Raw genomic sequence first — 26,179 nt, forward strand, 5'->3', positions numbered from 1 at the left:
GTGTGACAGGTTGATGTTCCCTTGGATCGGTTTTCGAGTTGGCGCAATGTGCGTTGCTTTTGTGGCGAGGGGATTTATCCCCGCTGGGCTGCGCAGCAGCCCCAAAGGCTGAAATGCTCTAAACCTGACACACCGCAGTGGCGGGTCTCAGGACTGCTTCGCAGTCCAACGGGGATAAATCCCCTCGCCACAAGCAAGCTCCCTCGCCACAAAAAGCAGCCGTGCTTGGTCAGACTGAGGCAGTCTCAGCCGGCGAAACAATACTGGTCTTGCCCCCACGGGACTTGCCGGAGCTCAAGTACTCGGCAATCGATTCCTGGGTCACTTCGCCCAGGAACACCCGCTCGGCGTCCAGCACCGGCAGCCACGAGCGATTGAACTCGTACATGCGCGACAGCAGGATCCGCAGGTGCTCGTCGTAGGCTGCGGTGGCGTTGAATTCCCGCAGGAATTGTCCGCAGGTACCGGTCTGACGGTGCAGGTCGCGACGACGCACATACCCCAGGGCCTTGTTCTCGGCACAGGTGACCACCACGTAGCGCCGGTCATGTTCGTCCATCAACTCCAGCGCCTCGCTCACCGGCGTTTCGGGGCTGACCGACGGGGCGTTGTCCGCCGCGTCTTCGGCCTTGACCAGCAGCAGGCGCTTGAGCGTGCTGTCCTGGCCGACGAAGTTGCTGACGAACTCGTCGGCCGGATGCGCCAGCAACGTGTCCGGGTGATCGCACTGGACCAGCTTGCCAGCGCGGAAGATCGCGATCTTGTCCCCCAGCTTGATGGCCTCGTCGATGTCGTGGCTGACCATGATCACGGTCTTGTTCAGCGCCCGTTGCATCTCGAAGAACTCGTTCTGGATCATCTCGCGGTTGATCGGGTCGACCGCGCCGAACGGTTCGTCCATCAGCAACAGCGGCGCATCGGCCGCCAAGGCGCGGATCACACCGATCCGTTGCTGCTGGCCACCCGATAATTCACGCGGGTAGCGGTGCAGGTATTGCTTGGGTTCGAGCTTGATCATGCTCATCAATTCGCGGGCGCGGTCGTGGCACTTCTGTTTATCCCAGCCGAGCAGGCGCGGGACGACGGTGATGTTTTCCTCGATGGTCATGTTCGGGAACAGACCGATCTGCTGGATCACGTAGCCGATGTTGCGGCGCAGGGTCACTTCGTCGAGGCCGGTGGTGTCTTCGCCGTTGATCAAGACCTTGCCCGAAGTCGGCGGGATCAGCCGGTTGATCATCTTCAGCGTGGTGCTCTTGCCACAGCCCGACGGCCCGAGGAACACGCAGATCTCGCCTTCGTTGACGGTCAGGTTCACCGAGTCCACGGCTTTCACATCCTTGCCGTTGCTCTTGAAGGTTTTGCTGAGGTTTTGAAGTTCGATCATTTGAGGAGTCCTTTAGGAGTCAGCGAGCGTTGCAGCCATTGCAGAAGCAGGTCGGCGAAGATGGCCAGGAGACTGACCAGCACGGCGCCGACGATCAGCATCGACATGTCGCTGCGGCTGATGGAAGCGAGGATGAGCACACCTAGGCCACCGGCGCCGATGGTGGCGGCGATGGTCATGACACCGATGTTCATGACCACGGCGGTGCGCACGCCGGCCAGGATCACCGGCACGGCGATGGGCAGTTCGACCATGCGCAGGCGCTGGCCGAAGGTCATGCCGATGCCGCGGGCGGCTTCACGAATGCCCGGTTCGACGCCGGTCAGGGCCAGGTAGGTGTTGCGCATGATTGGCAACAACGAATAGAGAAACACCGCGGTAATCGCTGGCATCGGCCCCAGGCCCTGGCCGAATTTGGAGTAGAACGGCAACAGCAGGCCGAACAGGGCGATCGACGGAATCGTCAGCAGCACCGTGGCGCTGGCCTGCAACGGGCCGGCGAGCGTTGGGAAGCGGGTCATGAAAATGCCCAGCGGCACACCGATGACGATCGCCAGGGTCACGGCGATGCCCACCAGGGTGATGTGCTGCCAGGTCAGGTGCAGCACCAGCGGCCAGTCCAGATGGGAAAAGGCGTCAAGAAAATCCATGGCTTTTCCTCCAGGTCATTGGGTTGAGAGCAGCGAATGCTGGCGCAGGAAATCGGCGGCAACGGCGGAAGGGCTTTCATGATCGACGTCCACGCGAGCGTTGAGCTGGCGCATGGTTTCGTCGTCGAACAGCTCGGCCAGCGGCTTGAGCTGCGCGGCCAGTTGCGGGTGCGCGTCGAGGAACGCCTGGCGCACCACGGGCGCGGCGGTGTAGTCGGGGAAGTAATGCTTGTCATCTTCCAGCAGCTTCAGCTTGAAAGCGTTCAAGCGCCCATCGGTGGTGTAGACCAAGCCGGCGAATACCTGGCTGTTGCGCAGCGCGGTGTAGACCAGGCCCGCGTCCATCTGGCGGATGTTCTTGCGGGTCAGGTTCATGCCGTACTGCTCGACCATGCCGGCCAGACCGTCGGAGCGATTGGCGAACTCGGTGTCCAGGGCCACCAGATGGTTCTCGTCGGCCTCGGCCTGCAACACCGTGTTCAACTGGCTGATGGAACTGATCTGCGGGTATTTCTTCGCGACTTTTTCCGGCAAGGCCAAGGCGTAGGTGTTGCTGAATTTCGACGGCGTCAGCCAGACCAGGCCTTTTTTCGCGTCGAGTTCTTTTACTCGGGCATAGGACTGGGCGCTGTCGAGTTTCTCGGTGACATGGTTGTAGGCCACCAATGACACGCCTGTGTATTCCCAAAGCAAATCCAGTTGCCCGGTTTCATGGGCGCTACGGGCCAGGTTACTGCCCAGTCCGCCAGTGATTTGCGCGTCATAGCCTTTATTGCGCAGGTATTGCGCGGTGATTTCCGCCAGCAAGGTCTGCTCGGTGAACACCCGGGCGCCGAGGCGGATCAGCGGTTTTTCTGCGGCTTGGGCAACCCCTGCGAACAGCAGCAGGCAGCCCAGGATCAAACTCAACTTCTTCATAACGATTCCTTTATCCAGCCAGGCTCAGGACGGTCGCAGACCGCGTTCCAGCCAGAGGCGGCTGGCCAGTGTCACCAGGCCGTCGAGCAGCAACGCCAGCAGGGCGGTGCAAGCGGCGCCGAGCAGCAATTGCGGCTGGTTGTTCAAGGCAATGCCAGGAAAGATCAGGCTGCCGAGGCTGTTGGCGCCGATCAGGAATGCCAGCGGGGCTGTGCCGACGTTGATCGCCAGGGCCACGCGCACGCCGCCGACGATGATTGGCACGGCGTTGGGCAATTCGACTTTCCACAGCACCTGGCGCGGGGTCATGCCGATGCCGACGGCGGCTTCCTTGAGGGAGCCCTGGACGTTTTTCAGGCCTTCATAGGTGTTGCGCACGATGGGCAGCAGCGAGGCGAGGAACAGCGCGAAGATGGCGGGACCGCTGCCAATGCCCAGGACGCCGAGGGCGATGGCCAATACGGCCAGGGGCGGCACGGTATTGCCGATGTTGAACACTTGCATGAAGCGTTCGGCGCGCCCGACCATGCCGGGGCGGCTGAGGAAGATGCCAGCGGGGATGCCGACAATCAGGGCCGCCAACATGGAGGCCAGGACAAGCATCAGGTGCGCTTGCAGGTAGAACAGCAGATCGTCGCGGTAACGTTGGATCGTATCGATGCCGATCCAGTGGACCAACAGGGCAAGAAGGGCGACGACGACCGCACCCCCCATAAGCCCTTTGCCATAGCGGATAGCCACAGGCGGACTCCTTTGTCTTTCAGTCGGCGCACGCTTTCCCGGGCGGCAGACCCTCGTGGGTTGCCGGGAAAACGTTCGCGAGAAGCAGCTCTTTTCGAGGCCGGTAAAACGACGTCGAAGCGAGCCATGAGCGCAGCCTCGTCAGGCTAACTTGCTGATTTTCAAGGCCCTGACGGTTGCTCGTATCAGGGGGTGGACGCCTCCACGGGGCAAAAGGTTCCCATCCTGAGCAGCATTTGGCCACCCCGGATGTGCTCAACGGTTCGGTGCCTGGTACACGTTGGGCTATAGTTTCTGCCCTTTTTTGAGTCACCCGTCAGGCGATTTCCCATGACCAAACATCCCGTATGGAACTGGCCGGGATCGGGCAGGATTGGCGTTTCAAGGCTGATAACGGGGTCTGGCGTGTGGCTTTCGCGTTCGATCCGGAAAGGAAAGCAGTCCTGCTGGTGGGTGATGACAAGTCAGGCGGCAGCCAGAAAAAATTCTATAAGGACTTAATCAAGACAGCAGATGTCCGCTTTGACCGGCACCTGAGCACACTGAAGAAAGGGTAAGGCAATGGCTAAGTCAATCGACGAGATTATGAAAGGGCTTCCCGCGGCCCGTCGACAGAAGATCGAACAGCGCGGCGCAGAGCTCATTGCAGAACAGATGACCCTGCAGGAACTGCGCAAGGAGCTGAATCTCACGCAGGAGACTATGGCCGGTCTTCTCCACATGAAGCAAGGCAACGTCTCTAAAGTGGAGAAGCGTACCGACATGCTGCTCTCTACGCTGCGTGAATATGTTGAGGCTATGGGGGGAACGCTGGAATTGGTTGCCCGGCTTCCAGGTCGTGGCCCCGTGAAGCTGGAAGGTCTTCGTGACCTGAACGCGGACTTCAAGTAAGAAAAAAGGCCATCCAGACGGATGGCCTTTTGGTTTTTCAGTCAACCTCTTTCGGCGAGGGCGCAGTTCCAGCCAAGCGCTATCGGGCATCGTACCGAGCACTCCCGTCCGCCCTTTGTTACAATGCGCGGTTCCCTGTACTGGCCTGTGCAATCGGCCAAAAGCAAATTTTTCAGTGTGTGCATAACAGCATGCACAATCGAGATTTTGAACGATGTCCGACAGCAAAATTGTCAATGAAGTCAATGCCAGACGCACGTTTGCCATTATTTCCCACCCCGATGCCGGTAAGACCACCATCACCGAGAAGCTCTTGCTGATGGGCAAGGCGATTGCGGTGGCCGGCACGGTGAAATCCCGCAAGTCCGACCGCCATGCCACTTCCGACTGGATGGAAATGGAAAAGCAGCGGGGTATCTCCATTACCACGTCGGTCATGCAGTTCCCGTATCGCGATCACATGATCAACCTGCTCGACACCCCGGGCCACGAAGACTTCTCCGAAGACACCTACCGCACCCTGACCGCGGTGGACTCGGCCTTGATGGTCCTCGACGGCGGTAAGGGCGTCGAGCCACGGACCATCGCGCTGATGGACGTCTGCCGTCTGCGTGATACGCCGATTGTCAGCTTCATCAACAAACTCGACCGCGACATCCGCGACCCGATCGAACTGCTCGACGAGATCGAAGCGGTCCTGAAGATCAAGGCCGCGCCGATCACCTGGCCGATCGGTTGCTACCGCGACTTCAAGGGCGTGTACCACCTGGCCGACGACTACATCATCGTCTACACCGCCGGTCACGGGCACGAGCGCACCGAGGTCAAGATCATCGAGAAGCTCGACTCCGACGAAGCCCGCGCCCACCTGGGCGACGAGTACGATCGTTTTGTCGAGCAACTGGAGCTGGTGCAGGGCGCCTGCCATGAATTCAACCAGCAGGAATTCATCGACGGCCAGCTGACCCCGGTGTTCTTCGGCACCGCCCTGGGCAACTTCGGCGTCGACCATGTGCTCGACGCCGTGGTCGATTGGGCCCCGCGCCCGCTGCCGCGTGTTGCCAACGAGCGCACCGTGGAGCCGGTGGAAGAGAAGTTCTCGGGCTTCGTGTTCAAGATCCAGGCGAACATGGACCCCAAGCACCGCGACCGCATCGCCTTCATGCGCATCTGCTCCGGCAAGTACGAAAAAGGCATGAAGATGCGCCATGTGCGCACCGGCAAGGACGTGCGCATCGGCGACGCCTTGACCTTCTTCTCCTCGGAGCGCGAGCAACTGGAAGAGGCCTTCGCCGGTGACATCATCGGCCTGCACAACCACGGCACCATCCAGATCGGCGACACCTTCACCGAAGGCGAAGCCCTGGGCTTCACTGGCATCCCGCACTTCGCCCCGGAACTGTTCCGCCGCGTGCGCCTGAAGGACCCGCTCAAGTCCAAGCAACTGCGCCAAGGCCTGCAGCAACTGGCCGAAGAGGGCGCCACCCAGGTGTTCTTCCCGGAGCGCAGCAACGACATCATCCTCGGCGCCGTCGGTGTGCTGCAGTTCGACGTCGTCGCCAGTCGCTTGAAAGAGGAATACAAGGTCGAGTGCTCCTACGAGCCGATCACCGTGTACTCGGCGCGTTGGGTCGAATGCGGTGACAAGAAGAAGCTCGAGGAATTCTCCAACAAGGCTGTGGAAAACCTTGCGCTGGATGGTGGTGGACATTTGACCTACCTGGCGCCTACGCGGGTGAACCTGGCGCTGATGGAAGAGCGCTGGCCAGACGTGAAATTCCGCGCGACGCGGGAGCATCACTAAGCAGTAGGCGCTTAAAGCGAAAACCTGTGGGAGCGAGCCTGCTCGCGAAAGCGTTGGATCAGTCAGCATGCGTGTTGAATGTGCCGCCGTCTTCGCGAGCAGGCTCGCTCCCACATTGGTTTTGTGTCAGATCCTCAATCTCCCGGTCAGCCACAATTTCCTGTGGGAGCGAGCTTGCTCGCGAAAGCGGTGGGTCGGCTTGCATGAAAGCGGGCTGGCGCACGGCTCGTCAGCCCTCTCTTTAGGGCCAGTCGCTAACGCGGATCGACGATATCCAGCGCCCGATTCGCCAGCAATTCACTCATCTCGATCACCTGAAGAATACCCATCGCAACCTGTCGGCGAGAGCCTTCAAGGTCGAATGCCAGGTCGCTGATCATGGCGTTGGCGGAGGCGAGGTTTTCGCTGAGGTTGGCGAGCAGGCTTTCGCTATCGACGCCTTCCACCACAGTGAAGAGCTGGCGCGCTGGCGGTTCTTTCTTGGCCTTGGCCTGTTCCGGCTTCAAGTAATAATCGAGCGCCCGCTCAGTGGCTTCGTGGAATTTTTCCGGGTCTAGGCTGGAATAGGCAGAGGTGGGGTCTGATTCGGGTGGGTTCGGTGTGGCTTTGAACATGGTGATGCTCCTAGGGGTAATGGAGCCGCCAGGCATCGCTGCTAAACGAAGAGGGTGGCGACTGTACGCGGGTTAGCAGACCGGACCCCTAGAGCCGGCAGACCCGAGGGTCTCCCACGCACAACCGCCATTACATGGCAGGCATCAACACCTGCTCAACAATGCGGAACTCTATGCGTCTAGGGATTCAGGCTGCTAAACCCGACCGCTGAATTTCAGCGACCCGGTAACCATAAAGACCCACCCCAAAGCGCACAAGCGGGCGGATTCTGGCTTAGTTGTAGGCAAAGGCGCAAGGCGACGTAGCCTCGGGACGAGCGTTCCGTGTTACCGGGTATTTGTCTGTAGGGCTCAATGCCCGGCGGCCCCAAAAGGGTTTTGGTTTGGCACTGCTTTGTGACCACACCCATTCAAATTGTGGGAGCGGGCTTGCTCGCGAAAGCGGTGGGGCAGCCTGCCTGGATACTGGATGTGCCGGCCTCTTCGCGAGCAAGCCCGCTCCCACAAGGGAGGTTTGTGGCGTTAGTAGATTTGGGGATAAGGCTTATTCGAAACCATTCTGTACAGCGACGGCATTTCTGGCTGTACGGGGGCGTCTTATCTGGTGAACCGGGCGGTTCAGAACTAGATTTTGTTGAGCGCCGTCGGGCCCCGGCTTTATCCGGAAAGAAGGAATTGGCTATGAATAAGCTTCTACGCATGATGTTGCTATTGAAGGTTTTGGTGATGTTGTCCCTGGGCTCCACCATCGCGTGGGCGGAATGCGATCAGCATGATCAGCATGCATCGAGTGGGCAGGTTGCGCAGGGTGAGTTGATGCTTGCCGCGACCGATGCGGACGCAGGCGATCCAGACGATGGCGAGGATGACGATGGTTCGCCGGTTGATCCGCCGGATGGTGATGAGGATGAAGAGGGCGATAGCCAGACGTAGGGCTATAGCCTAAAGAAAACCCCTCCAGCCCCAACTGATATTCAGTCGGGGCTGGCGGGGTTTTTTATGCCCGGCGCATGACCCAAGGTGAAATTTTACCTCTGTGGCGAGGGGATTTATCCCCGCTGGGCTGCGCAGCGGCCCCAAACCAGGCAACTCGGTGCGCCAGGAAGATTGAGTTCATTGCTTTAGGGCTGCTGCGCAGCCCAACGGGGATAAATCCCCTCGCCACAAGAGCTTATCTACCTTCTGCTTTATGCAGCACCGTCGAGGAACCGCTCGGCGTAGTGACACGCCACCAGCCGGTTATCCAACGGGCGCAGCGCCGGTTCCTCAGTCTTGCAACGCTCGGTCGCATACGGGCAGCGCTTGTGGAAAGCGCAGCCGGACGGTGGGTTGAGCGGGTTGGGCAGTTCGCCGACGATCTTGATCTTCGGCTTGTTCGGGTCCGGGTGGATGGTCGGGGTGGCCGACAGCAGCGCCTGGGTGTACGGGTGCAGCGGGCGGCTGTAGATGGACTCGTTGGGGCCCATTTCCACCGGGCGGCCGAGGTACATCACCATCACGTCGTCGGCGACGTGCTGCACCACCGCCAGGTTGTGGGAAATGAACACGTAGGCGGTGTTGAATTCCTGCTGCAGGTCCATGAACAGGTTCAGCACCTGGGCCTGGATCGACACGTCCAGCGCCGACGTCGGTTCGTCCGCCACCAGCACCTTGGGTTGCAGCATCATGGCGCGGGCCAGGGCGATGCGCTGGCGCTGGCCGCCGGAGAACATGTGCGGGTAGCGCTGGTAATGCTCAGGGCGCAAGCCCACCTGCTTCATCATCGCCTGGACTTTCTCGCGCCGCTCGGTGGCCGACAGGTTGGTGTTGATCAGCAATGGCTCGGCCAGCTGATCACCGATTTTCTGCCGCGGGTTGAGGGACGCGTAAGGGCTCTGGAAGACCATCTGCACGTCTTTGCGCAGTTGCTTGCGTTCGGCCTTGTTGGCGCCGGCCACTTCCTGGCCGGCGATTTTCAAGGAGCCGGCGGACGGTTCTTCAATCAGCGTCAGGGCCCGGGCGAGGGTGGATTTGCCGCAACCGGATTCACCCACCACGGCCAGGGTCTTGCCGGCTTCCAGTTCGAACGACACGCCGTTGAGGGCGCGCACGGTCGCGTGGCCCTTGAACATGCCACGGGACACTTCGTAATGACGGGTCAGGTCACGGGCGGTAAGTACGACGGCCATCACGCCACCTCCTGGTTCAACGGGTAGAAGCAGCGGGCGAGGCTGTTGGATTTCGGATCGAGGGCCGGGCGTTGTTGACGGCAGTTGTCCTGCACGTACGGGCAGCGCGGCGACAGCAGGCAGCCTTGTGGGCGGTCATAGCGACCGGGGACGATGCCGGGCAATGTCGCCAGGCGCTCGGCGCCCATGCTGTGTTCCGGGATCGCCGCCAGCAGCGCTTCGCTGTAGGGGTGGGCCGGAATGTCGAACAGCTGCGGCACCTGGCCGACTTCCACGGCTTGGCCTGCGTACATCACGCAGACGCGCTGGGCGGTTTCAGCGACGACGGCGAGGTCGTGGGTGATCAGCACCAGGCCCATGTCCTGCTCTTTTTGCAGGGCCAGCAGCAGGTCCATGATCTGCGCCTGGATGGTCACGTCGAGGGCGGTGGTCGGTTCGTCGGCGATCAGCAGCTTCGGCTCACCGGCAATCGCCATGGCAATCGCCACGCGCTGGCTCATGCCGCCGGACAGTTGATGCGGATAGGCGTCCATGCGGCTGGCCGCGCCGGGAATCTCGACTTTTTCCAGCAGTTCGATGGCGCGCTTGCGGGCGGCCTTGCCGGACATCTTCAGGTGCAGGCGCAGCACTTCTTCGATCTGGAAACCCACGGTGTAGCTGGGGTTGAGCGCGGTCATCGGATCCTGGAAGACCATCGCAAGGTCCTTGCCGACGATCTGCCGGCGCTGGCGGTTGCTCAGCTTGAGCATGTTCTTGCCGTCGAAGTTCAGCGCATCGGCGGTGACGATGCCGGGGTGCTCGATCAGGCCCATCAGCGCCATCATGGTCACGGATTTACCCGAGCCCGATTCGCCGACGATCGCCAGGACTTCGCCTTTTTCCACACTCAGGTCCAGGCCGTCGACCACCGGCACGGCGGTGGCGTCGCCGAAGCGGACGTTGAGATTCTTGATTTCTAGCAGTGACATGGGAATCTCCTCAGGCGGCATTCTTGAGTTTCGGGTCCAGCGCATCGCGCAGCCCGTCGCCCATCAGGTTGATTGCCAGCACGCTGAGCAAAATGGTCAAGCCAGGCAGGCTCACGACCCACCAGGCGCGTTCGATGTAGTCGCGGGCCGAGGCCAGCATGGTGCCCCACTCCGGGGTAGGCGGCTGCACGCCGAGGCCGAGGAAACCCAGGGCGGCGGCGTCGAGGATCGCCGAGGAGAAGCTCAAGGTCGCCTGGACGATCAGCGGTGCCATGCAGTTGGGCAGCACGGTGATGAACATCAGGCGCGGCAGGCCGGCACCGGCCAGGCGGGCGGCGGTCACGTAGTCGCGGTTCAGTTCGCCCATCACGGCGGCGCGGGTCAGGCGCACGTAGGACGGCAGCGAGACGATGGCGATGGCGATCACGGTGTTGATCAGGCCTGGGCCGAGGATGGCGACGATCGCCACGGCCAGCAGCAATGATGGCAGGGCCAGCATGATGTCCATCAGGCGCATGATGGTCGGGCCGAGGATGCGCGGGAAGAACCCGGCGAACAGCCCCAGCAGGATGCCCGGGATCAGCGACATCACCACCGATGACAAGCCGATCAGCAACGACAGCCGCGAGCCTTGGATCAGGCGCGAGAGCAGGTCGCGGCCCAGTTCGTCGGTGCCCAGCAGGAATTGCATCTGCCCACCTTCCAGCCAGGCCGGCGGCGTCAGCAGGAAGTCGCGGTATTGCTCGCTCGGGTCGTGCGGCGCGACCCACGGGGCGAAGATCGCGCAGAACACGATCAGGATCATGAACAGCAGCCCGGCGACGGCGCCCTTGTTGCGGGAAAACGCGTGCCAGAATTCTTTGTACGGGGACGGGTACAGCAGGCTTTGATCGACTGCTACCGCGGTAGTTGGAGTACTCATGGTCTTGATCTCAGCGCTGGTGACGGATGCGTGGGTTGGCAAAGCCGTAGAGGATGTCCACGACGAAGTTGACCAGAATCACCAGGCAGGCGATTAACAGGATGCCGTTCTGCACCACGGGATAGTCCCGGGCGCCGATGGCTTCGATCAGCCACTTGCCGATGCCCGGCCAGGAGAAGATCGTTTCGGTCAGGACCGCGCCGGCCAGCAGCGTGCCGACTTGCAGGCCGACCACGGTCAGCACCGGGATCAGCGCGTTGCGCAGGCCGTGGACGAACACCACGCGCGACGGCGACAGGCCCTTGGCCTTGGCGGTGCGGATGTAGTCTTCGCGCAGTACTTCGAGCATCGAAGAGCGGGTCATGCGGGCGATCACCGCCAGCGGAATGGTGCCCAGCACGATGGCCGGCAGGATCAGGTGATGCAGGGCATCGAGGAACGCGCCCGGCTCGTCGGCCAGCAGCGTGTCGATCAGCATGAAGCCGGTTTTCGGCTCGATGTCGTAGAGCAGGTCGATCCGTCCCGACACCGGCGTCCAGCCCAGGGACACCGAGAAGAACATGATCAGGATCAGGCCCCACCAGAAGATCGGCATCGAATACCCCGCCAGGGAGATGCCCATCACCCCATGGTCGAACAGGGATCCTCGCTTGAGTGCCGCGATCACCCCGGCCAGCAGGCCCAGGATACCGGCGAACAACAGCGCGGCCATGGACAGTTCCAGGGTCGCGGGAAACAGTGAGCTGAACTCGGTCCATACGCTTTCACGGGTGCGCAGCGATTCGCCGAGGTCGCCGTGGGCCAGTTTGCCGATGTAGTCCAGGTACTGGGCATACAGCGGTTTGTTGAGGCCAAGGCGTTCCATTGCCTGTGCATGCATTTCGGGATCGACCCGACGTTCGCCCATCATCACTTCCACGGGGTCGCCGGGGATCATGCGAATCAACGCGAAGGTCAGCAAGGTGATGCCGAAGAACGTGGGGATCAATAATCCCAGTCGGCGGGCAATAAAACTAAACATCTTCAGGTGTACCTCATCAGCCGGTTAGGCGTGCCCGGCAACTCTTTGATCAAGAGCGGCCGGGCGTTTTCTTATCTACTTCACCTGGGTAGTGGCGAAGTTATTGGTGGTGAGCGGGCTAATCACGTAGCCCTCTACGTTGCTGCGCATTGCCGTGAACATCCGAGTGTGGGCCATGCTGATCCATGGCTGGTCCTGGTTGAAAATCACCTGGGCCTGCTCATAGAGTTTGGCGCGCTCCTCGGGGTTCACTGAGGCGCGTGCCTGGTCGAGCAGCGCCTGGAATTTCTCGTTGCACCAGCGCGCGTAGTTTTCGCCGTTCTTGGCGGCTTCGCAACTGAGCATAGGCGTCAGGAAGTTATCCGGATCGCCGTTGTCGCCCGCCCATCCGGCGGACACCATGTCGTGTTCGCCGTTTTTCGCGCGCTTGAGCATTTCGCCCCATTCCATCACGCGGATGTCGACCTTGATCCCGACTTTCGCCAGGTCGGCCTGCATCATCTGCGCGCCGAGCATCGGGTTGGGGTTGGTCGGGCCGCCGCCGTTGCGGGTAAACAGGGTGAACACGGTGCCTTCCGGCACGCCGGCTTCCTTGAGCAATTGGCGGGCCTTGTCGAGGTCGCGGGCCGGGTTCTTCAGATCGTGGTTGTAGCCCAGCAGGGTCGGCGGGTAGGGGTTGACCGCCGCGGTGGCGTTGCCCTTGCCGAACAGCGCGTTGACGTAGGCTTCCTTGTCGAAGGCCAGGTCGATGGCTTTGCGCACCCGCACGTCGCTCATGTATTTGTGGCTGGTGTTCAGGGCGGTGTAGGAGACGGTCATCGCGTCCAGCTCGGTGACCTTCAGGTTCGGGTCTTTCTTGATGCTGGGGATGTCATCGGGCTTGGGGTACAGCGCGATCTGGCACTCATTGGTCTTGAGCTTTTGCATGCGCACGTTGTTGTCGGTGGCGATGGCCAATACCAGCGCATCGGCTGGCGGCTTGCCACGGAAGTAGTCCGGGTTGGCCTTGAAGCGAACCTGGGCGTCCTTGTTGTAGCGCTGGAACACGAACGGGCCGGTGCCGATTGGCTTGCTGTTGAGGTCGCCGGTTTTGCCTGCCTTGAGCAACTGGTCGGCATATTCGGCCGGGTAGATCGAGGAGAAGGCCATGGCGATGTCGGCCAGGAATGGCGCTTCGCGGCGGGTCAGGGTGAACTTGACCGTGTGCTCGTCGACTTTCTCGACGTTTTTCAGCAGTTCCTTGAAGCCCATGCTTTCAAAGTAGGGGAAGCCCACGCTCGACAGTTTGTGCCACGGGTGGTTCGGGTCCAGCTGGCGCTGGAAACTCCAGACCACATCGTCGGCGTTCATGTCGCGGGTCGGCTTGAAGTATTCGGTGGTGTGGAACTTGACGCCCTTGCGCAGGTGGAAGGTGTAGGTCAGGCCGTCGTCACTGATGTCCCAGGATTCGGCCAGGGCCGGAATCACTTCGGTGGTGCCGGGCTTGAAGTCGGCCAGGCGATTGAAAATGGTTTCCGCCACGGCATCGGCGGTGACTGCAGTCGTGTACTGGACCATGTCGAAGCCTTCCGGGCTGGCTTCTGTGCAAACCACCAGGGGCTTGGCGGTGGCGCCAACGGCGACACTCAGCAGCGCGGCGGCGATGGCGGCGCGTAGGGGGATCATGTTCATCGTCAATCCTCTGCAATCGGGTAATTGGCAAAAGACCGGGCGGGCGACCTTGTGAGTCGACCGCCCGGTGGCAGTTTAGAGAATGTTGAACGGGATGGTGGTGACCAGGCGGAATTCGTTGAGGCTGCCGTCGGCCTGGTTTTCGCTGGCGCGGTGTGCGGTGTAGGTCGCACGGATCGCGGTGGCTTTCAGAGGGCCGCTCTGTACGGCATAGGACGCGCCGACGCCGTATTCATAGTGGTGCTCACCGTCCATGGCCCGCACGTCGCTATAACCGGTGCTGTTGTAGTGCGTGCCGTCGATGCCCCAGCCGCGCGCCTGGTAGATGTTGAACTTCAGGCCTGGTACGCCGTATTCGGCCATGTTCAGGCCATAGGCGATCTGGAAGGATTTCTCGTTCGGGCCGTTGAAGTCCGACAGCAGGGAGTTGGCCAGGTAGATGCCGTTGGTTTCGTGCAGGTAGTCGAAGTACTCGTTACCGTTCACTTCCTGGTATGAGAAGGTCAGGCTGTGGGCCTGGTGCGTCAGACCGAACGACAGGGAATAGGTGTCGTTGTCGATTTCACCCAGCTTGCTTTTGCCCGAATCCACGGTCTTGTAGTAGTTCAGGCCGGTGGTCAGGCTCAGTACCGAGCTGTCGCCCAGCTCGTGGGTGGCGCCGAAGTAGTACTGGTTCCACATGTCCTCGGCCTGGGTCGCCCAGAGGCTGGTCTTCAGGCTGGCCAGTGGCTGGTAAGTGATACCGGCGGTGTTGACGTGATCGGTCTCGACGCTGCTGTCACCGTATTCGGAGCGGAACTTGCGCTGGCTCTCTTCGGTACGTGGCGAGTTGCGGTCGAAGGTGGCGATGTCGAAGCCCAGGTTTTCGAACTCTTCGCTGTGCAGGCTCACACCTTGGAAGCTGGAAGGCAGGGCACGGTTGCCGATGACGTCGACCATCGGGCTGCTGAAGTTCTGGCGGCCGGCGGTCAGGGTGGTGTTGGACACGCGGGCCTTGACGTTGGCCAGGCCCAGTTTGCTCCACTGGCCCACAGCGTCGCCGCCTTCATGGGTCAGGGTACGGTTGTTGCCGGCCCCAGGACGGGTGGTCGGTGCACCGCCATTGTTGGACGCCAGGTCCTTGCGATCCCGGTCGAGGGCGATGGCATTGTAGGCCGCCACTTCGGTGCTGAAGCCTACGGTGCCTTCGGTGAAGCCCGAGTTGTACTTGATGATGGTGCCTTGCAGCCAGTTGATACGGCGATCGGTCTCGCGTGCTTCGCCGTTCTTGCGATAGGTGAGTTTCGTGCCGCGCTTGAATTGCTCGTTGGCGTACCAGTTGCGCGTGCTACCCGTGACGGATTGGCCGTCGATGAAGCCCTTGGCTTCGCTTTGCTCGCTGGTGGTCTTGAGGGTCACTGGGGTGACTGCCTGGCTCTGGGATTCAGCGTAAGCCGTGGCCGTAACGCTGCTGATGGCCAAGGCCAGTATCGCGGTGCTGCTCAGTTTCATCGGTAACGCTCCTTTTCTTTCTTTTTCATGCCGTTCTTTTTTGGTGATACGGCTATCGGTTTGGAACTCATTTGCAGCTTGCAAACGTTTGCTTTGCGCCTGATCGGCGAATTAAGGCAAGACTTCTGCGTGAGGGCTTCCAGGGAAGCCCTCGCTGTGCGGCTAAGCGGTTATGGGTTCAGGCTGACGCCCGAGAAGACGTTGCGACCGAAGGGGCTGACCTTGAACCCTTCGACTTTGGCACTCAGCGGCTGGTTGACCGTCGAGTGGGCAACAGGGGTGATCGGCACTTGCTGCTTGAGCAACTGCTGGGCCTGTTTGTAGAGCACGGTGCGCTGGTCACGGTCGGTGACGACCTTGGCCTGCTTGATCAGCTTGTCGTAATCCTGGTCACACCACATGGAGTAGTTGTTGCCGCCAATGGCGTCGCAGCTATAGAGCGTGCCCAGCCAGTTGTCCGGGTCCCCGTTGTCGCCGGTCCAACCGATCAGGCTGATGTCGTGCTCGCCGTTCTTGGTGCGCTTGATGTATTCGCCCCATTCGTAGCTGACGATCTTCACCTTCAGGCCGATCTTCGCCCAGTCCGCTTGGAGCATCTCGGCCATCAGCTTGGCGTTGGGGTTGTACGGGCGTTGCACGGGCATGGCCCAGAGGGTGATTTCGGTGCCTTCCTTGACCCCGGCGGCCTTGAGCAACTCCTTGGCTTTTTCCGGGTTGTAGGGCGTGTCCTTGATGGTGTCGTCGTAGGACCATTGCGTCGGCGGCATGGCGTTCTGCGCCAGTTGCCCCGCACCTTGGTAAACGGCGTTGAGAATGCCTTGCTTGTTCACCGCCATGTCCAGCGCCTGGCGCACTTCGACCTGGTCGAACGGCTTGTGGCGGGTGTTATAGGCGATGTAGCCGAGGTTGAAACCCGGTTTTTCGATCAGTTGCAGCTTGGGATCGTTCTTCAAGGCCGGCACGTCGGCGGGACGTGGATGCAGGGTGACCTGGCATTCGTTGGCCTTGAGCTTCTGCACCCGCACCGAGGCGTCGGTGTTGATGGAGAAGATCAGGTTTTTCAGTTTCACCCGTTCCGGCGCCCAGTACTTGTCGTTGGCGACATAACGAATATTGGAGTCTTTCTGATAGCTCTTGAACTCGAACGGCCCGGTGCCGATCGGCTTCTGGTTGATGTCGCTCGGCTTGCCGCCCTTGAGCAGTTGGTCGGCGTATTCGGCCGAGAGGATCGCGGCGAAGCTCATGGCAATGTTCTGGATGAACGCGGCGTCGACGCTGTTGAGCGTCATTACCACCGTCAGCGGCCCGGTTGCTTCGACCTTGGCAATGTTCTTGTTCAGGCTCATGCCGTTGAAGTACGGGAACTCGGTGGGGTAGGCCTTGCGGAACGGATGCTGCGGGTCAAGCATGCGGTTGAAGGTAAACAGCACGTCGTCGGCGTTGAAATCCCGGGTCGGCGTGAAGTAATCGGTGGTATGAAATTTCACCCCTTCGCGCAGGTGGAAGGTGTACTTCAAGCCATCTTCGGAAATGTCCCAGCTCGTCGCCAGGCCTGGGACTACATTGGTCGCGCCTTTTTCAAACTCGGCCAGGCGGTTGTACAGCGGTTCGGCGGCATCGTTGTCGGTGGCCGTGGTGTATTGCGCGGTGTCGAAACCGGCGGGGCTGCCTTCGGAACAAAACACCAGGCTGCCACCGGCGGCCTGGGCTGCGGAGGTGGCGGCCAACAGGCCGGTGCCCAGCAATGCGGATAAAACCAAGGTATGGCGCATGACGCTCCCTCTCTCGTTTCGGGGTGTTGATCAGTGATCCGGTGTCCTTCCGGGGACAGGTCCGGAGCACTGGGCTCATTCCATTGCGTAAACAGCGATGCCACAGGGCCAGCAAACCGGCAGCCCCGACGTTATGGGTCGTGGGCCAGGCGGTAAATGCGGAAACGCCTGAAAGACTTGTGGGAAAAGGCGACACGTCCTAAACCAACTGCTGTGGGACGCAGTGCTTTTGGATGTAGGCAATTTCCTAGGTCTTGGTCTCGGCAGACAGGGCGACGGCATGGCGTGGGAGCGAGTCCTGCTCGCGATGGCGTCGTTGATAGTCCGCCATCGCGCTCAGAAAGGGGCTGCTACGCCCGAAGCGTCGGACCGGCCCAGCGGGAGCAAGCTCCCTCGCCACAGGTCACCTTACTTGCTGATGCTGACGCCGTAGAAGGAGTTCAAGCCAAAGGGGCTGATCTTGAAGTCCTGCACGTTGGCGCGCATGGGTTGATACACCGTCGAGTGAGCGATAGGTGTCATTGGCACAGCATCCTTGAGGACGTGTTGCGCCTGTTTGTACAGTTCGGTGCGCTTGGCCTGGTCGGTGGTGCGCTTGGCTTCTTTCACGAGGCCATCGAACTTCTTGTCACACCATTTGGAGAAGTTGTTGCCGGCCAGCGAGTCGCAGCCGAACAGCACGTTGAGCCAGTTGTCCGGGTCACCGTTGTCACCGCTCCAGCCAATGATCATGGCCTGGTTCTCGCCGCCCTTGGAACGCTTGATGTACTCGCCCCATTCGTAGCTGACGATGTTGACGTTCAGGCCGATTTTCTTCCAATCGGACTGCAGCATCTCGGCCATCAACTTGGCGTTCGGGTTGTACGGACGCTGCACCGGCATCGCCCACAGGGTGATGTTGGTGCCTTCCTTGACGCCGGCTTCCTTGAGCAGCTCCTTGGCTTTCTCAGGATCGTACTTGGCGTCCTTGATGGTGGTGTCGTAGGACCACTGGGTCGGCGGCATGGCGTTGACCGCCAGTTGGCCGGCGCCCTGGTACACCGAGTCGATGATCTGTGGCTTGTTGACCGCCATGTCCAGCGCCTGGCGGACCTTCAGGTTGGCCAGCACGTTCGGCTCGTTGCTGCCCTTGATCTTGTCCATCACGTTGTAGGCGATATAGCCCAGGTTGAAACCCGCCTGGTCAGGCATCTTCAACGCTTTGTCTTCCTTCAGGGCCTTGAGGTCGGCCGGGCGTGGGAAGAGGGTGATCTGGCATTCGTTTTTCTTGAGCTTCTGCATGCGCACCGACGGGTCGGTGGTGATGGCGAAGATCAGGTTGTCGATCTTCACGTCGTCAGGCTTCCAGTAGTCCTTGTTCCCGGTGTAGCGGATGTTGGAGTCTTTCTGATAGCTCTTGAACACGAACGGGCCAGTGCCGACCGGCTTCTGGTTGATGTCCGGGGCCTTGCCTTCCTTGAGCAGTTGGGCGCCGTATTCGGCGGACTGGATCGAGGCGAAGCTCATCGCCATGTTCTGGATGAACGCGGCGTCTACATCCTTGAGGGTGAACTTGACGGTGTGGTCGTCGACTTTATCGATCTTGGTGATGTTGGTGTCCATCCCCATGTCGGTGAAGTACGGGAATTCGGTCGGGTACGCCTTACGGAAAGGGTCGTCCTTGTTGATCATGCGGTTGAACGTGAACAGCACGTCGTCGGCATTGAATTCACGGGTCGGCTTGAAGTACGAGGTAGTGTGGAACTTGACGCCTTCACGCAGGTGGAAAGTGTAGGTGAGGCCGTCTTCGGAAATGTCCCACTTGGTGGCCAGGCCAGGAATCACGGCGGTGCCGCCGCGCTCAAACTGGGTCAGGCGGTTGAACATGGTTTCTGCAGAGGCGTCGAAGTCGGTTCCGGTGGTGTACTGACCAGGGTCGAAACCGGCCGGGCTGCCTTCGGAGCAGAACACCAGGTTAGTCGCGGCGGAAGCGAAAGGAGCGCTGGCTAACAAGCCTGCGCCGACTAAAAACGGAATGACCGCGTGTTTAAGCATGTTGGCCTCATGATTTGTTGTCATTTTTGGATTTGAGGGCGACCTCGTGAGTCGTCCTGCGGATACTTATGCAGGCCCCATACCCAATGCAAGATCCAGAGCGGTTACAAGTCTGAAACAGTGGCACGAACGTACCTTAATGTCGCATCTTTGTAACTTCTGACGCATTTGACCGTTTGCGCAGGCTTTTTTGGGGCGAAACGCGCTCCTTGGCGGTGCGGCGCAAGGCCGCGACGCACCGCCATGGGGCGGGTTTTACTTGTTCAAACCCACGCCGTAGAAGGGTGTGAGGCCAAATGGGCTGAGTTTGAAATCCACCACTTCCTTGCGTATCGGCTGGAACACCGTTGAGTTGGCAATGGGCGTGATGGGCACCTGCTGCTTGAGGATTTTCTGCGCCTGCTGGTACAGCTCGATCCGTTTTTGCCGGTCGGCCGCGACCTTGGCTTGCTGGACCAACCGGTCGTAGGCCGGGTCGCACCACTTGGCGTAGTTGCTGCCCTTGACCGCCGCGCAGCTATAAAGCACGCCGAGCCAGTTGTCCGGATCGCCGTTGTCGCCGGTCCAGCCGTAGATCATCGCGTCGTGTTCGCCGTTCTTGGCGCGCTTGATGTACTCGCCCCATTCGTAGCTGACGATGTTGGCCTTGATGCCAATCCTGGCCCAATCCTGCTGGATCATTTGCGCCGACATCCGCGCGTTGGGGTTGGAGGCGCGCTGCACCGTCATCGCCCACAAATCAATGGTTGTACCGGGCGCAACCCCGGCTTCCTTAAGGAGCGCCTTGGCCTTGGTCACGTCATGGGGCGCGTCCTGGATCGCCGGGTCGAACGACCACTGGGCCGGCGGCAAGGCGTTCTGCGCCAGCTGCCCGGCGCCTTGGTAAACGGCCTTGATGATCGCCGGTTTATCGATGGCCATGTCCAGCGCCTGGCGGACCTTGAGCTGGTCCAGCGGCGGGTGCGTCACGTTGTAGGCCAGGAAACCGAGATTGAAACCGGGCTGCTTGAGCACCCGCAGGTTCGGGTCTTGCTCCATCACCTCGATGTCGGCCGGGCGCGGATAACCGCTGACCTGGCATTCGCCGCGCTTGAGCTTTTGCAGGCGCACGGCGGCGTCCGGGGTGATGGAAAAAATCAGGTTGTCGAGCTTCACGTCCTCGGGCTTCCAGTACGCGGTGTTGGCGGTGTAGCGGATCTGCGAATCCTTCTGGTAACGCTTGAACACGAACGGCCCGGTGCCGACGGGTTTCTGGTTCAGGTCGCCGGCCTTGCCTTCCTTCAATAATTGCGCGGCGTATTCGGCGGACTGCACCGAGGCAAAACTCATCGCCAGGTTCTGTACGAAAGCCGCATCGACGTTGTTCAGGCTGAAGCGGACGGTGTGCTCGTCGACTTTCTCGACGTTTTTGATCGTGGTGTTCAGGCCCATGTCGGTGAAGTACGGCGATTCGGTGGGGTAGGCCTGGCGAAACGGGTGTTGTGGGTCGAGCAGGCGTTGGAAGGTGAACAGCACGTCGTCGGCGTTGAAGTTGCGGGTGGGGGTGAAGTAGTCGGTGGTGTGAAATTTCACGCCGTCGCGCAGGTGGAAGGTGTAGGCCAGGCCATCGGGCGATACGTCCCAGCTCGTCGCCAATCCGGGTTCGACCTCGGTGCCGCCGCGCTTGAATTGGGTGAGGCGGTTGAAGACGGTTTCGGCCGAGGCGTCGAAGTCGGTACCGCTGGTGTATTGGCTGGGGTCGAAGCCGGCGGGGCTGGCTTCGGAGCAGTAGACCAGGGTGGTGGCGGCCTGGGCCAGTGGGGCGCTGCCGATCAGGGCCAGGGCGAGCAGGAGGGGCTTGAAGGTGGTTCTGTCCATGAAATCCCTTGGGGGCGGTGAGGTTTTCAGCAGAGTAGCGTTGCGGGTGGGGGTGTTGGAAATATCGAAAAGTGAGGGGGACCGTGGGGTTTGGGTATAGCTTCTTGGGTGAGGCGGCCTGATAGCCGGCCTGGTTCTTCCTGCTGTACTCCGATCAAACTGTGGGGAGCTTGCTCGCGATGGCGGCCTTCCAGTCGGGTACATATCCATTGCTGCGGTAACGGCTACTTAGGGTTCCGCCCTTACGGCGGGTCACTTTTGGAGGAGCCGGGAGCCGGACCAGCCAAAAGTAACCAAAAGCGCTTTGCCCCACCACTCGGCACCTCGCTTAGCTCGGTGTGCCCTCACTCCGGCATTGCTCCGTGGGCCCGCCGCGATGGGCCATCCATGGCCCTGCGCGGCTATCCCGGCATCCATGCCGGGATGCCCACTCCACAATGCCTGCGTTCGGCCATCGTGGTTAACGGGGCCCTCAGATCAAAAGCCGGGCCGAGGCGGCCTTATAGCCGACCTGGCTCTTGCGGTCGTGCACCCTTCAAATCTGTGGGAGCAAAGCTTGCTCGCGAGGCGGCCTGGTAGCCGACCTGGCTCTCCCGGTCATATCCCAATCCATTGTGGGAGCGAGCCTGCTCGCGAAGGCGGCCTAGTAGCCGGCCTATCTCTCACGAATGTACCCGATCAGTTGTGTGTGGGTTTGTTCGCGAAGGTGGCCTGAAAGCCCAGGTATGAAGGCTGGTCATTTCATGCCTAAGAAAAATATTTTGACTTTTCAAGGCGGCCGAATCTTTCGCTGTCCACATTCCATAAAACGTGGACAGTTCTCTCGTGCTGTTTTTGGAGATGTCAAAACTATTGTGCGACTCCGTTCTGAGAAGACCCCAGCAGAGGTCGAAGCAATATGTCTATGTCCCGCCGACCACCAAACCCGTGGCGAGGGAGCTTGCTCCCGCTGGGGCGCGAAGCGGCCCCAACAGCAGCGACTGCATTCATCTGACGTACCGAGGTGTCAGGTTTGGGGCTGCTGCGCAGCCCAGCGGGAGCAAGCTCCCTCGCCACGGGGTTGCTGCGCCAGGAGGTGTGATGAGTCATTCATTTTTGTCGGAAGGATCATCGGTCCTGAAACGAAACATCCCACAGCTTTTTAGGGTTGCCGGTCGGAAGTGGGGGCTCTAACCTTTGAACGTCGCTGCCAAAGCAGCGATCGGGTGTGGAAACCTGAATTAGTAGGGCATGGCTGAACATCGTGTTGCCGACGTCTCGTTTCGTCTGCAAACTGCGTCCTGGCGGCTGTGCGTGGGCAGACTTCGGTCTGGCCGGGTCCTGCTTACCGGTATTTCCACCCCGCGTACAGCTGCCACCTATTGTCGCGTGGAAACGACACAGGGATGGCTCCAACTTTTTAAGCAGGAGCATTGAATATGGATAAGTCAGTCCCCGATCCCCCCTTCAACAGAACAAACCCCCTAGCAGAATTCGACGCCATCGAAGACCTGCTAAAAGACCGAGCCGCCGCCGATCGGGCCCTCGATCATTACCTCAATCCGAAGCCTTCAAAGCCCAGTACCGATCCACGCATCGATAGCCTGTTCTCCGTTACCGCCAAGGCCGACACCGATACGCTGTTGACCAGCACTTCCGAAACCCTAGCCTCGATCAAGACCATGGCCGAGGACCTGGCGTTTGAAGTGGAGGGCACGCGGCGCAGTGTGGCGTTGGGAATTCATCAGTTGGTGGAGTTGTGCCAGTTGCTGGTGGACAAGGCGTTGGATCAGCTTGAAGCGCCGGCGAGCCCAGCACCTTGAGAGCCGCTGTACAGGCATACACCTGACAGATCTGACAGTAGCGACGCTGTGCGCCTGGAGGTAGGTTGGATCCAGGCGCGCTCCTCTTCTGTAGCGATGCCGTTATTACTTTATTCATTGGAAGAGGTGTAATCATGGCCGCTAAAGAAATTCGCATATCTATCGAAGACCTGGATCGTGATAGTAGCCCAGAGGTCCTGTTCGAGTTCTACAGCGGGAAAGAGCTGGATTTTTCCACCTCTGTGTCCTCCTCTCTGAAGAACGGCCGCTACGACAAGGTGGACGTAAAAGGAGATGCCGACGGGGATGGCGATTTTGATGCGCAGGATGATGAGTTGTTCATCCAGCTCGCTAAAGCGGCCGTTGCCTTGCTGAAATAAGATGTATGGACCGTGTCGCCAGGCTAAAGGGGCCTCCCCTAACAGGCGGATCAATTGCAATCAGTGCGATTGACCCGCTGCCTTGGATGGTTACTGCATCAACACCTCAACCACCCCATCCGCCGTCATCGTTACCTTACTGGTGCCCGCTTCCACCTCAGGCGTCACCGACTCCGCATCCATGGACGCCGCTTTCATCATCATCTGCGGGCGCATGTACGGTTGTGGATAACCATTGGTATTGAAGTTCAGGTTGACGATTTTGTAACCCTTGCCGCCCAAGGCTTCGGTGGCGAGTTGGGCGCGCGCCTTGAAGGCGTTGACGGCGTCCTTGAGCAGGGCGTCTTCGCTGGTCTGGCGAGTGGCGGTGGCGATGGCGAAGTCCATGCCGCCCATTTTCATGTCGCTGAGCAATTCGCCGGTGAGTTTGGACAGGGCGGCGAAGTCGGCGCTTTCCAGGCGCAGTTCGGCGCGTTCGCGCCAGCCGGTGATTTTCCCGCCTTTGTTGTCGTAGATCGGGTAGCTGTTGCGGCTGCCCTGGCTCAGGTTGATGCCCTTGACCTGTTTGGCCTGGCCTATGGCTTTATTCAGGGTGGTGCTGACGGCGGCGGCGAGCTTGGCCGGGTCGGTGTTCTGTTCCTCGGTGTAGAGGGTGACGATCATCAGGTCGCGGGCCACTTCCTGGCTGGCTTCGGCGCGCAGGGAGATCTGGTTGTAATGAAGCTCGTCGGCGGCCAGGGCCGGCAGGCTGGCGACGGTGCCGAGGCTGAGGGCGAGCAGGGCGGCGGGGCGACTGAACGTGTGCATGAAAGCTCCTTGGGATGATGCGCAGGGGTGTAGGTTCCGGGCCTGCGTGAACGATAAGACTCTAGCGTTTATGGTGCGGTTCGCACAGTTACAACTTCTATACAGATCAGCTCGGTGAAGGGCTTTCTGTGGCGAGGGGATTTATCCCCGCTGGACTGCGTAGCAGTCCCAGAATTGCCATGCCCCAGCTCGGCGTGGTGCCTGACCTTTTTGGGGGCCGCTTCGCGCCCCAGCGGGGATAAATCCCCTCGCCACAATGGTCGGTGTGTCATTTCGGGGCTGTGGCGCTTTGCCGCATATCTGCCTCTGCCCGCCGTGCGTTGGTTATACTCCGTGCGATCCGCCTGGAGCGCTCATCAGGAGAGCTCATGCTCGCCCCTTTGCAAATGACTTCCGCTTCTCGCCAGAATCTCTGGCGCCTGACGTTTATCCGCATTCTGGTCCTCGCGGCCCAGGCCGGCTCCGTGGGGCTTGCCTATTGGTTCGACCTGCTGCCGCTGCCCTGGCTGCAATTGGCGATTACCCTGGTTTTCTCCAGCGTACTCTGCGCGTTGACGGCGATTCGCCTGCGCACCTCATGGCCAGTGACCGAACTTGAATACGCCGTGCAACTGGCCTGCGACCTGTTTATCCACAGCGCGCTGCTGTATTTTTCCGGTGGCTCCACCAACCCCTTCGTCTCTTATTACCTGGTGCCGCTGACCATCGCTGCCGTGACGTTGCCGTGGCGGTTTTCGCTGATCCTGTCTGGCATCGCCCTGGCGCTGTACACCTTGTTGCTGGCGCGGTTCTATCCGCTGGAAACCTTCCCCATCGCCCGGGAAAACCTGCAGATCTACGGCATGTGGTTGAGCTTCGCCCTGGCCGCCGCGGTCATCACCTTCTTTGCCGCGCGCATGGCCGAGGAGCTGCGCCGCCAGGAAGAGTTGCGCGCCATTCGCCGCGAAGAAGGCCTGCGGGACGAGCAACTGCTGGCCGTGGCGACCCAGGCCGCCGGCGCCGCCCACGAGTTGGGCACACCGCTGGCGACCATGAGCGTGCTGCTCAAGGAAATGCGCCAGGATCACAAAGACCCGGCGTTGCAGGAAGACCTCAGCGTGCTGCAGGACCAAGTCAAGCTCTGCAAGGAGACCCTGCAATACCTGGTGCGCGCCGCCGAGGCCAATCGCCGGTTGGACATCGACATGCAGGCAGTCACGTTCTGGCTCGACGATGCCCTGAATCGCTGGCACCTGATGCGCCCCGAAGCCAGTTACCGCTTCCAGTGCCTGGGCAAGGGCACGGTGCCGCGCATGGCGCCGCCGCCGGACTTGACCCAAGCGCTGCTGAATCTGCTGAACAATGCCGCCGACGCCTGCCCCGAAGGCTTGGAAGTGGTATTGGACTGGGATGCCTATGAACTGACGATCTGCATTCGCGACCACGGCGCCGGTGTGCCGCTGGCGATTGCCGAGCAGATCGGCAAACCGTTTTTTACCACCAAGGGCAAAGGTTTCGGCCTGGGCCTGTTTTTGAGCAAGGCCAGCGTGACACGCGCCGGCGGCTCGGTGAAACTCTACCCCCATGAGGAAGGCGGCACGCTCACCGAGCTGCGCCTGCCCCATGCCGACCGAGGAGACGAATATGAGTGACGAGATCCAAGTCGACGGCGAAGAACTGCCGCACCTGCTGCTGGTGGATGACGACGCCACCTTCACCCGCGTCATGGCCCGCGCCATGTCCCGCCGCGGTTTTCGCGTCAGCACCGCCGGTTCTGCCGAGGAGGGCCTGACCATCGCCCAGGCCGACCTGCCGGACTATGCCGCCCTCGACCTGAAAATGGACGGCGATTCGGGCCTGGTGCTGCTGCCCAAGCTGCTGGAACTGGACCCGGAAATGCGCGTGGTGATCCTCACCGGTTATTCGAGCATCGCCACCGCGGTCGAAGCCATCAAGCGCGGCGCCTGCAATTACCTATGCAAACCGGCGGATGCCGATGACGTGCTGGCGGCGCTGCTGTCCGAACACGCCGACCTCGACACCTTGGTGCCGGAAAACCCCATGTCGGTGGATCGCCTGCAATGGGAGCACATCCAGCGCGTGCTGACCGAGCACGAAGGCAACATCTCCGCCACGGCCCGCGCCTTGGGCATGCACCGGCGGACCTTGCAGCGCAAATTGCAAAAGCGTCCGGTACGTCGCTGAACCTGCGCTGAACAGATGTTGTCCACCCCCGCGACACATCGGGCCGTTGCTCTATATGATCGGCCCGAGTCTGTTCTTTTCTTTATAGAGCCTTAAC

23 protein-coding genes are annotated in these 26,179 nt (G+C 60.7%); 8 read left to right on the forward strand and 15 right to left on the reverse strand.

Annotated features, from left to right (window positions below; all coding sequences use genetic code 11):
- Positions 1–229 precede the first annotated feature (229 nt).
- Genes KSS97_RS05220 through KSS97_RS05235 form a run of 4 tightly spaced genes read right to left on the reverse strand, consistent with a single transcriptional unit; the run spans position 230 to position 3,669 of the window.
- Entirely contained in the window at positions 230–1,387 is a 1,158-nt protein-coding gene (locus KSS97_RS05220) for an osmoprotectant ABC transporter ATP-binding protein OsmV (RefSeq protein WP_198797779.1), read from the reverse strand.
- Entirely contained in the window at positions 1,384–2,037 is a 654-nt protein-coding gene (locus KSS97_RS05225; RefSeq protein ID WP_217861245.1) for an ABC transporter permease, read from the reverse strand. The genes KSS97_RS05220 and KSS97_RS05225 overlap by 4 nt, the downstream gene beginning before the upstream one ends.
- 15 nt (positions 2,038–2,052) lie before the next feature.
- A complete protein-coding gene (locus tag KSS97_RS05230) occupies positions 2,053–2,955 on the reverse strand; it encodes a glycine betaine ABC transporter substrate-binding protein (RefSeq protein WP_030139813.1) in 903 nt (300 codons plus the stop codon).
- A 24-nt stretch (positions 2,956–2,979) separates the two neighbouring features.
- On the reverse strand, positions 2,980–3,669 hold the full coding sequence (locus KSS97_RS05235; protein ID WP_187293320.1) for an ABC transporter permease: 690 nt from the start codon (positions 3,667–3,669) through the stop codon (positions 2,980–2,982).
- A 374-nt stretch (positions 3,670–4,043) separates the two neighbouring features.
- Between KSS97_RS05235 and KSS97_RS05240 the strand changes: the two genes are divergently transcribed.
- The 3 genes from KSS97_RS05240 to KSS97_RS05250 all read left to right on the forward strand — a co-directional run bounded on the left by KSS97_RS05240 (position 4,044) and on the right by KSS97_RS05250 (position 6,391).
- Positions 4,044–4,253, forward strand: coding sequence for a type II toxin-antitoxin system RelE/ParE family toxin (locus tag KSS97_RS05240; protein WP_080628550.1), 210 nt, complete (start codon positions 4,044–4,046; stop codon positions 4,251–4,253).
- 4 nt (positions 4,254–4,257) lie between these two features.
- Positions 4,258–4,587: an XRE family transcriptional regulator gene (locus tag KSS97_RS05245; RefSeq protein WP_030139816.1), complete on the forward strand. Its 330-nt coding sequence runs from the start codon at positions 4,258–4,260 to the stop codon at positions 4,585–4,587.
- A 214-nt stretch (positions 4,588–4,801) separates the two neighbouring features.
- A complete protein-coding gene (locus tag KSS97_RS05250) occupies positions 4,802–6,391 on the forward strand; it encodes a peptide chain release factor 3 (protein ID WP_030139817.1) in 1,590 nt (529 codons plus the stop codon).
- Between the two features lie 254 nt (positions 6,392–6,645).
- Here the strand turns inward: KSS97_RS05250 and KSS97_RS05255 are convergent, their stop codons facing one another.
- Entirely contained in the window at positions 6,646–7,005 is a 360-nt protein-coding gene (locus tag KSS97_RS05255) for a DUF6124 family protein (protein WP_217861246.1), read from the reverse strand.
- A 681-nt stretch (positions 7,006–7,686) separates the two neighbouring features.
- Here KSS97_RS05255 and KSS97_RS05260 point away from each other — a divergent pair.
- On the forward strand, positions 7,687–7,938 hold the full coding sequence (locus KSS97_RS05260; protein WP_030139819.1) for a hypothetical protein: 252 nt from the start codon (positions 7,687–7,689) through the stop codon (positions 7,936–7,938).
- A gap of 254 nt (positions 7,939–8,192) precedes the next feature.
- Here KSS97_RS05260 and KSS97_RS05265 read toward each other — a convergent pair whose 3' ends face one another.
- From KSS97_RS05265 to KSS97_RS05305, 9 genes are all read right to left on the reverse strand, one after another.
- On the reverse strand, positions 8,193–9,173 hold the full coding sequence (locus KSS97_RS05265) for a peptide ABC transporter ATP-binding protein (protein WP_030139820.1): 981 nt from the start codon (positions 9,171–9,173) through the stop codon (positions 8,193–8,195).
- Entirely contained in the window at positions 9,173–10,141 is a 969-nt protein-coding gene (locus tag KSS97_RS05270; RefSeq protein WP_014336599.1) for an ABC transporter ATP-binding protein, read from the reverse strand. The genes KSS97_RS05265 and KSS97_RS05270 overlap by 1 nt, the downstream gene beginning before the upstream one ends.
- 10 nt (positions 10,142–10,151) lie before the next feature.
- A complete protein-coding gene (locus tag KSS97_RS05275; RefSeq protein ID WP_030139821.1) occupies positions 10,152–11,063 on the reverse strand; it encodes an ABC transporter permease subunit in 912 nt (303 codons plus the stop codon).
- A gap of 10 nt (positions 11,064–11,073) precedes the next feature.
- On the reverse strand, positions 11,074–12,084 hold the full coding sequence (locus KSS97_RS05280) for an ABC transporter permease subunit (RefSeq protein WP_030139822.1): 1,011 nt from the start codon (positions 12,082–12,084) through the stop codon (positions 11,074–11,076).
- A gap of 75 nt (positions 12,085–12,159) precedes the next feature.
- The gene (locus tag KSS97_RS05285; protein WP_217861247.1) at positions 12,160–13,755 is read right to left on the reverse strand and encodes an ABC transporter substrate-binding protein; all 1,596 of its coding nucleotides are present in this window, start codon (positions 13,753–13,755) and stop codon (positions 12,160–12,162) included.
- 75 nt (positions 13,756–13,830) lie between these two features.
- On the reverse strand, positions 13,831–15,246 hold the full coding sequence (locus tag KSS97_RS05290; RefSeq protein ID WP_198797775.1) for an OprD family porin: 1,416 nt from the start codon (positions 15,244–15,246) through the stop codon (positions 13,831–13,833).
- Between the two features lie 170 nt (positions 15,247–15,416).
- The gene (locus KSS97_RS05295) at positions 15,417–17,018 is read right to left on the reverse strand and encodes an ABC transporter substrate-binding protein (protein WP_030139825.1); all 1,602 of its coding nucleotides are present in this window, start codon (positions 17,016–17,018) and stop codon (positions 15,417–15,419) included.
- A 408-nt stretch (positions 17,019–17,426) separates the two neighbouring features.
- Positions 17,427–19,052, reverse strand: a complete 1,626-nt coding sequence (locus tag KSS97_RS05300) for an ABC transporter substrate-binding protein (protein ID WP_217861248.1) — start codon at positions 19,050–19,052, stop codon at positions 17,427–17,429.
- A gap of 255 nt (positions 19,053–19,307) precedes the next feature.
- Positions 19,308–20,909, reverse strand: a complete 1,602-nt coding sequence (locus KSS97_RS05305; RefSeq protein WP_217861249.1) for an ABC transporter substrate-binding protein — start codon at positions 20,907–20,909, stop codon at positions 19,308–19,310.
- 1,418 nt (positions 20,910–22,327) lie between these two features.
- On the opposite strand from KSS97_RS05305, the gene KSS97_RS05310 reads away from it, so the two are divergent.
- Positions 22,328–22,711, forward strand: a complete 384-nt coding sequence (locus KSS97_RS05310; RefSeq protein ID WP_030139827.1) for a DUF6124 family protein — start codon at positions 22,328–22,330, stop codon at positions 22,709–22,711.
- 134 nt (positions 22,712–22,845) lie between these two features.
- Positions 22,846–23,091 carry a hypothetical protein gene (locus KSS97_RS05315; protein ID WP_024618924.1) on the forward strand — a complete coding sequence of 82 codons (246 nt, stop codon included), beginning with the start codon at positions 22,846–22,848 and terminating at the stop codon, positions 23,089–23,091.
- 90 nt (positions 23,092–23,181) lie between these two features.
- On the opposite strand, the gene KSS97_RS05320 is transcribed toward KSS97_RS05315, so the two are convergent.
- Positions 23,182–23,898: an SIMPL domain-containing protein gene (locus KSS97_RS05320; RefSeq protein WP_030139828.1), complete on the reverse strand. Its 717-nt coding sequence runs from the start codon at positions 23,896–23,898 to the stop codon at positions 23,182–23,184.
- Positions 23,899–24,266: 368 nt separating this feature from the next.
- On the opposite strand from KSS97_RS05320, the gene KSS97_RS05325 reads away from it, so the two are divergent.
- Positions 24,267–25,529: an ATP-binding protein gene (locus tag KSS97_RS05325; RefSeq protein ID WP_030139829.1), complete on the forward strand. Its 1,263-nt coding sequence runs from the start codon at positions 24,267–24,269 to the stop codon at positions 25,527–25,529.
- On the forward strand, positions 25,522–26,082 hold the full coding sequence (locus KSS97_RS05330; protein ID WP_003177957.1) for a response regulator transcription factor: 561 nt from the start codon (positions 25,522–25,524) through the stop codon (positions 26,080–26,082). Before KSS97_RS05325 ends, KSS97_RS05330 begins: the two co-directional genes overlap by 8 nt.
- The last annotated feature ends 97 nt before the right edge of the window (positions 26,083–26,179 follow it).

It is taken from the genome of Pseudomonas alvandae, assembly GCF_019141525.1.
Taxonomy (GTDB): domain Bacteria; phylum Pseudomonadota; class Gammaproteobacteria; order Pseudomonadales; family Pseudomonadaceae; genus Aquipseudomonas; species Aquipseudomonas alvandae.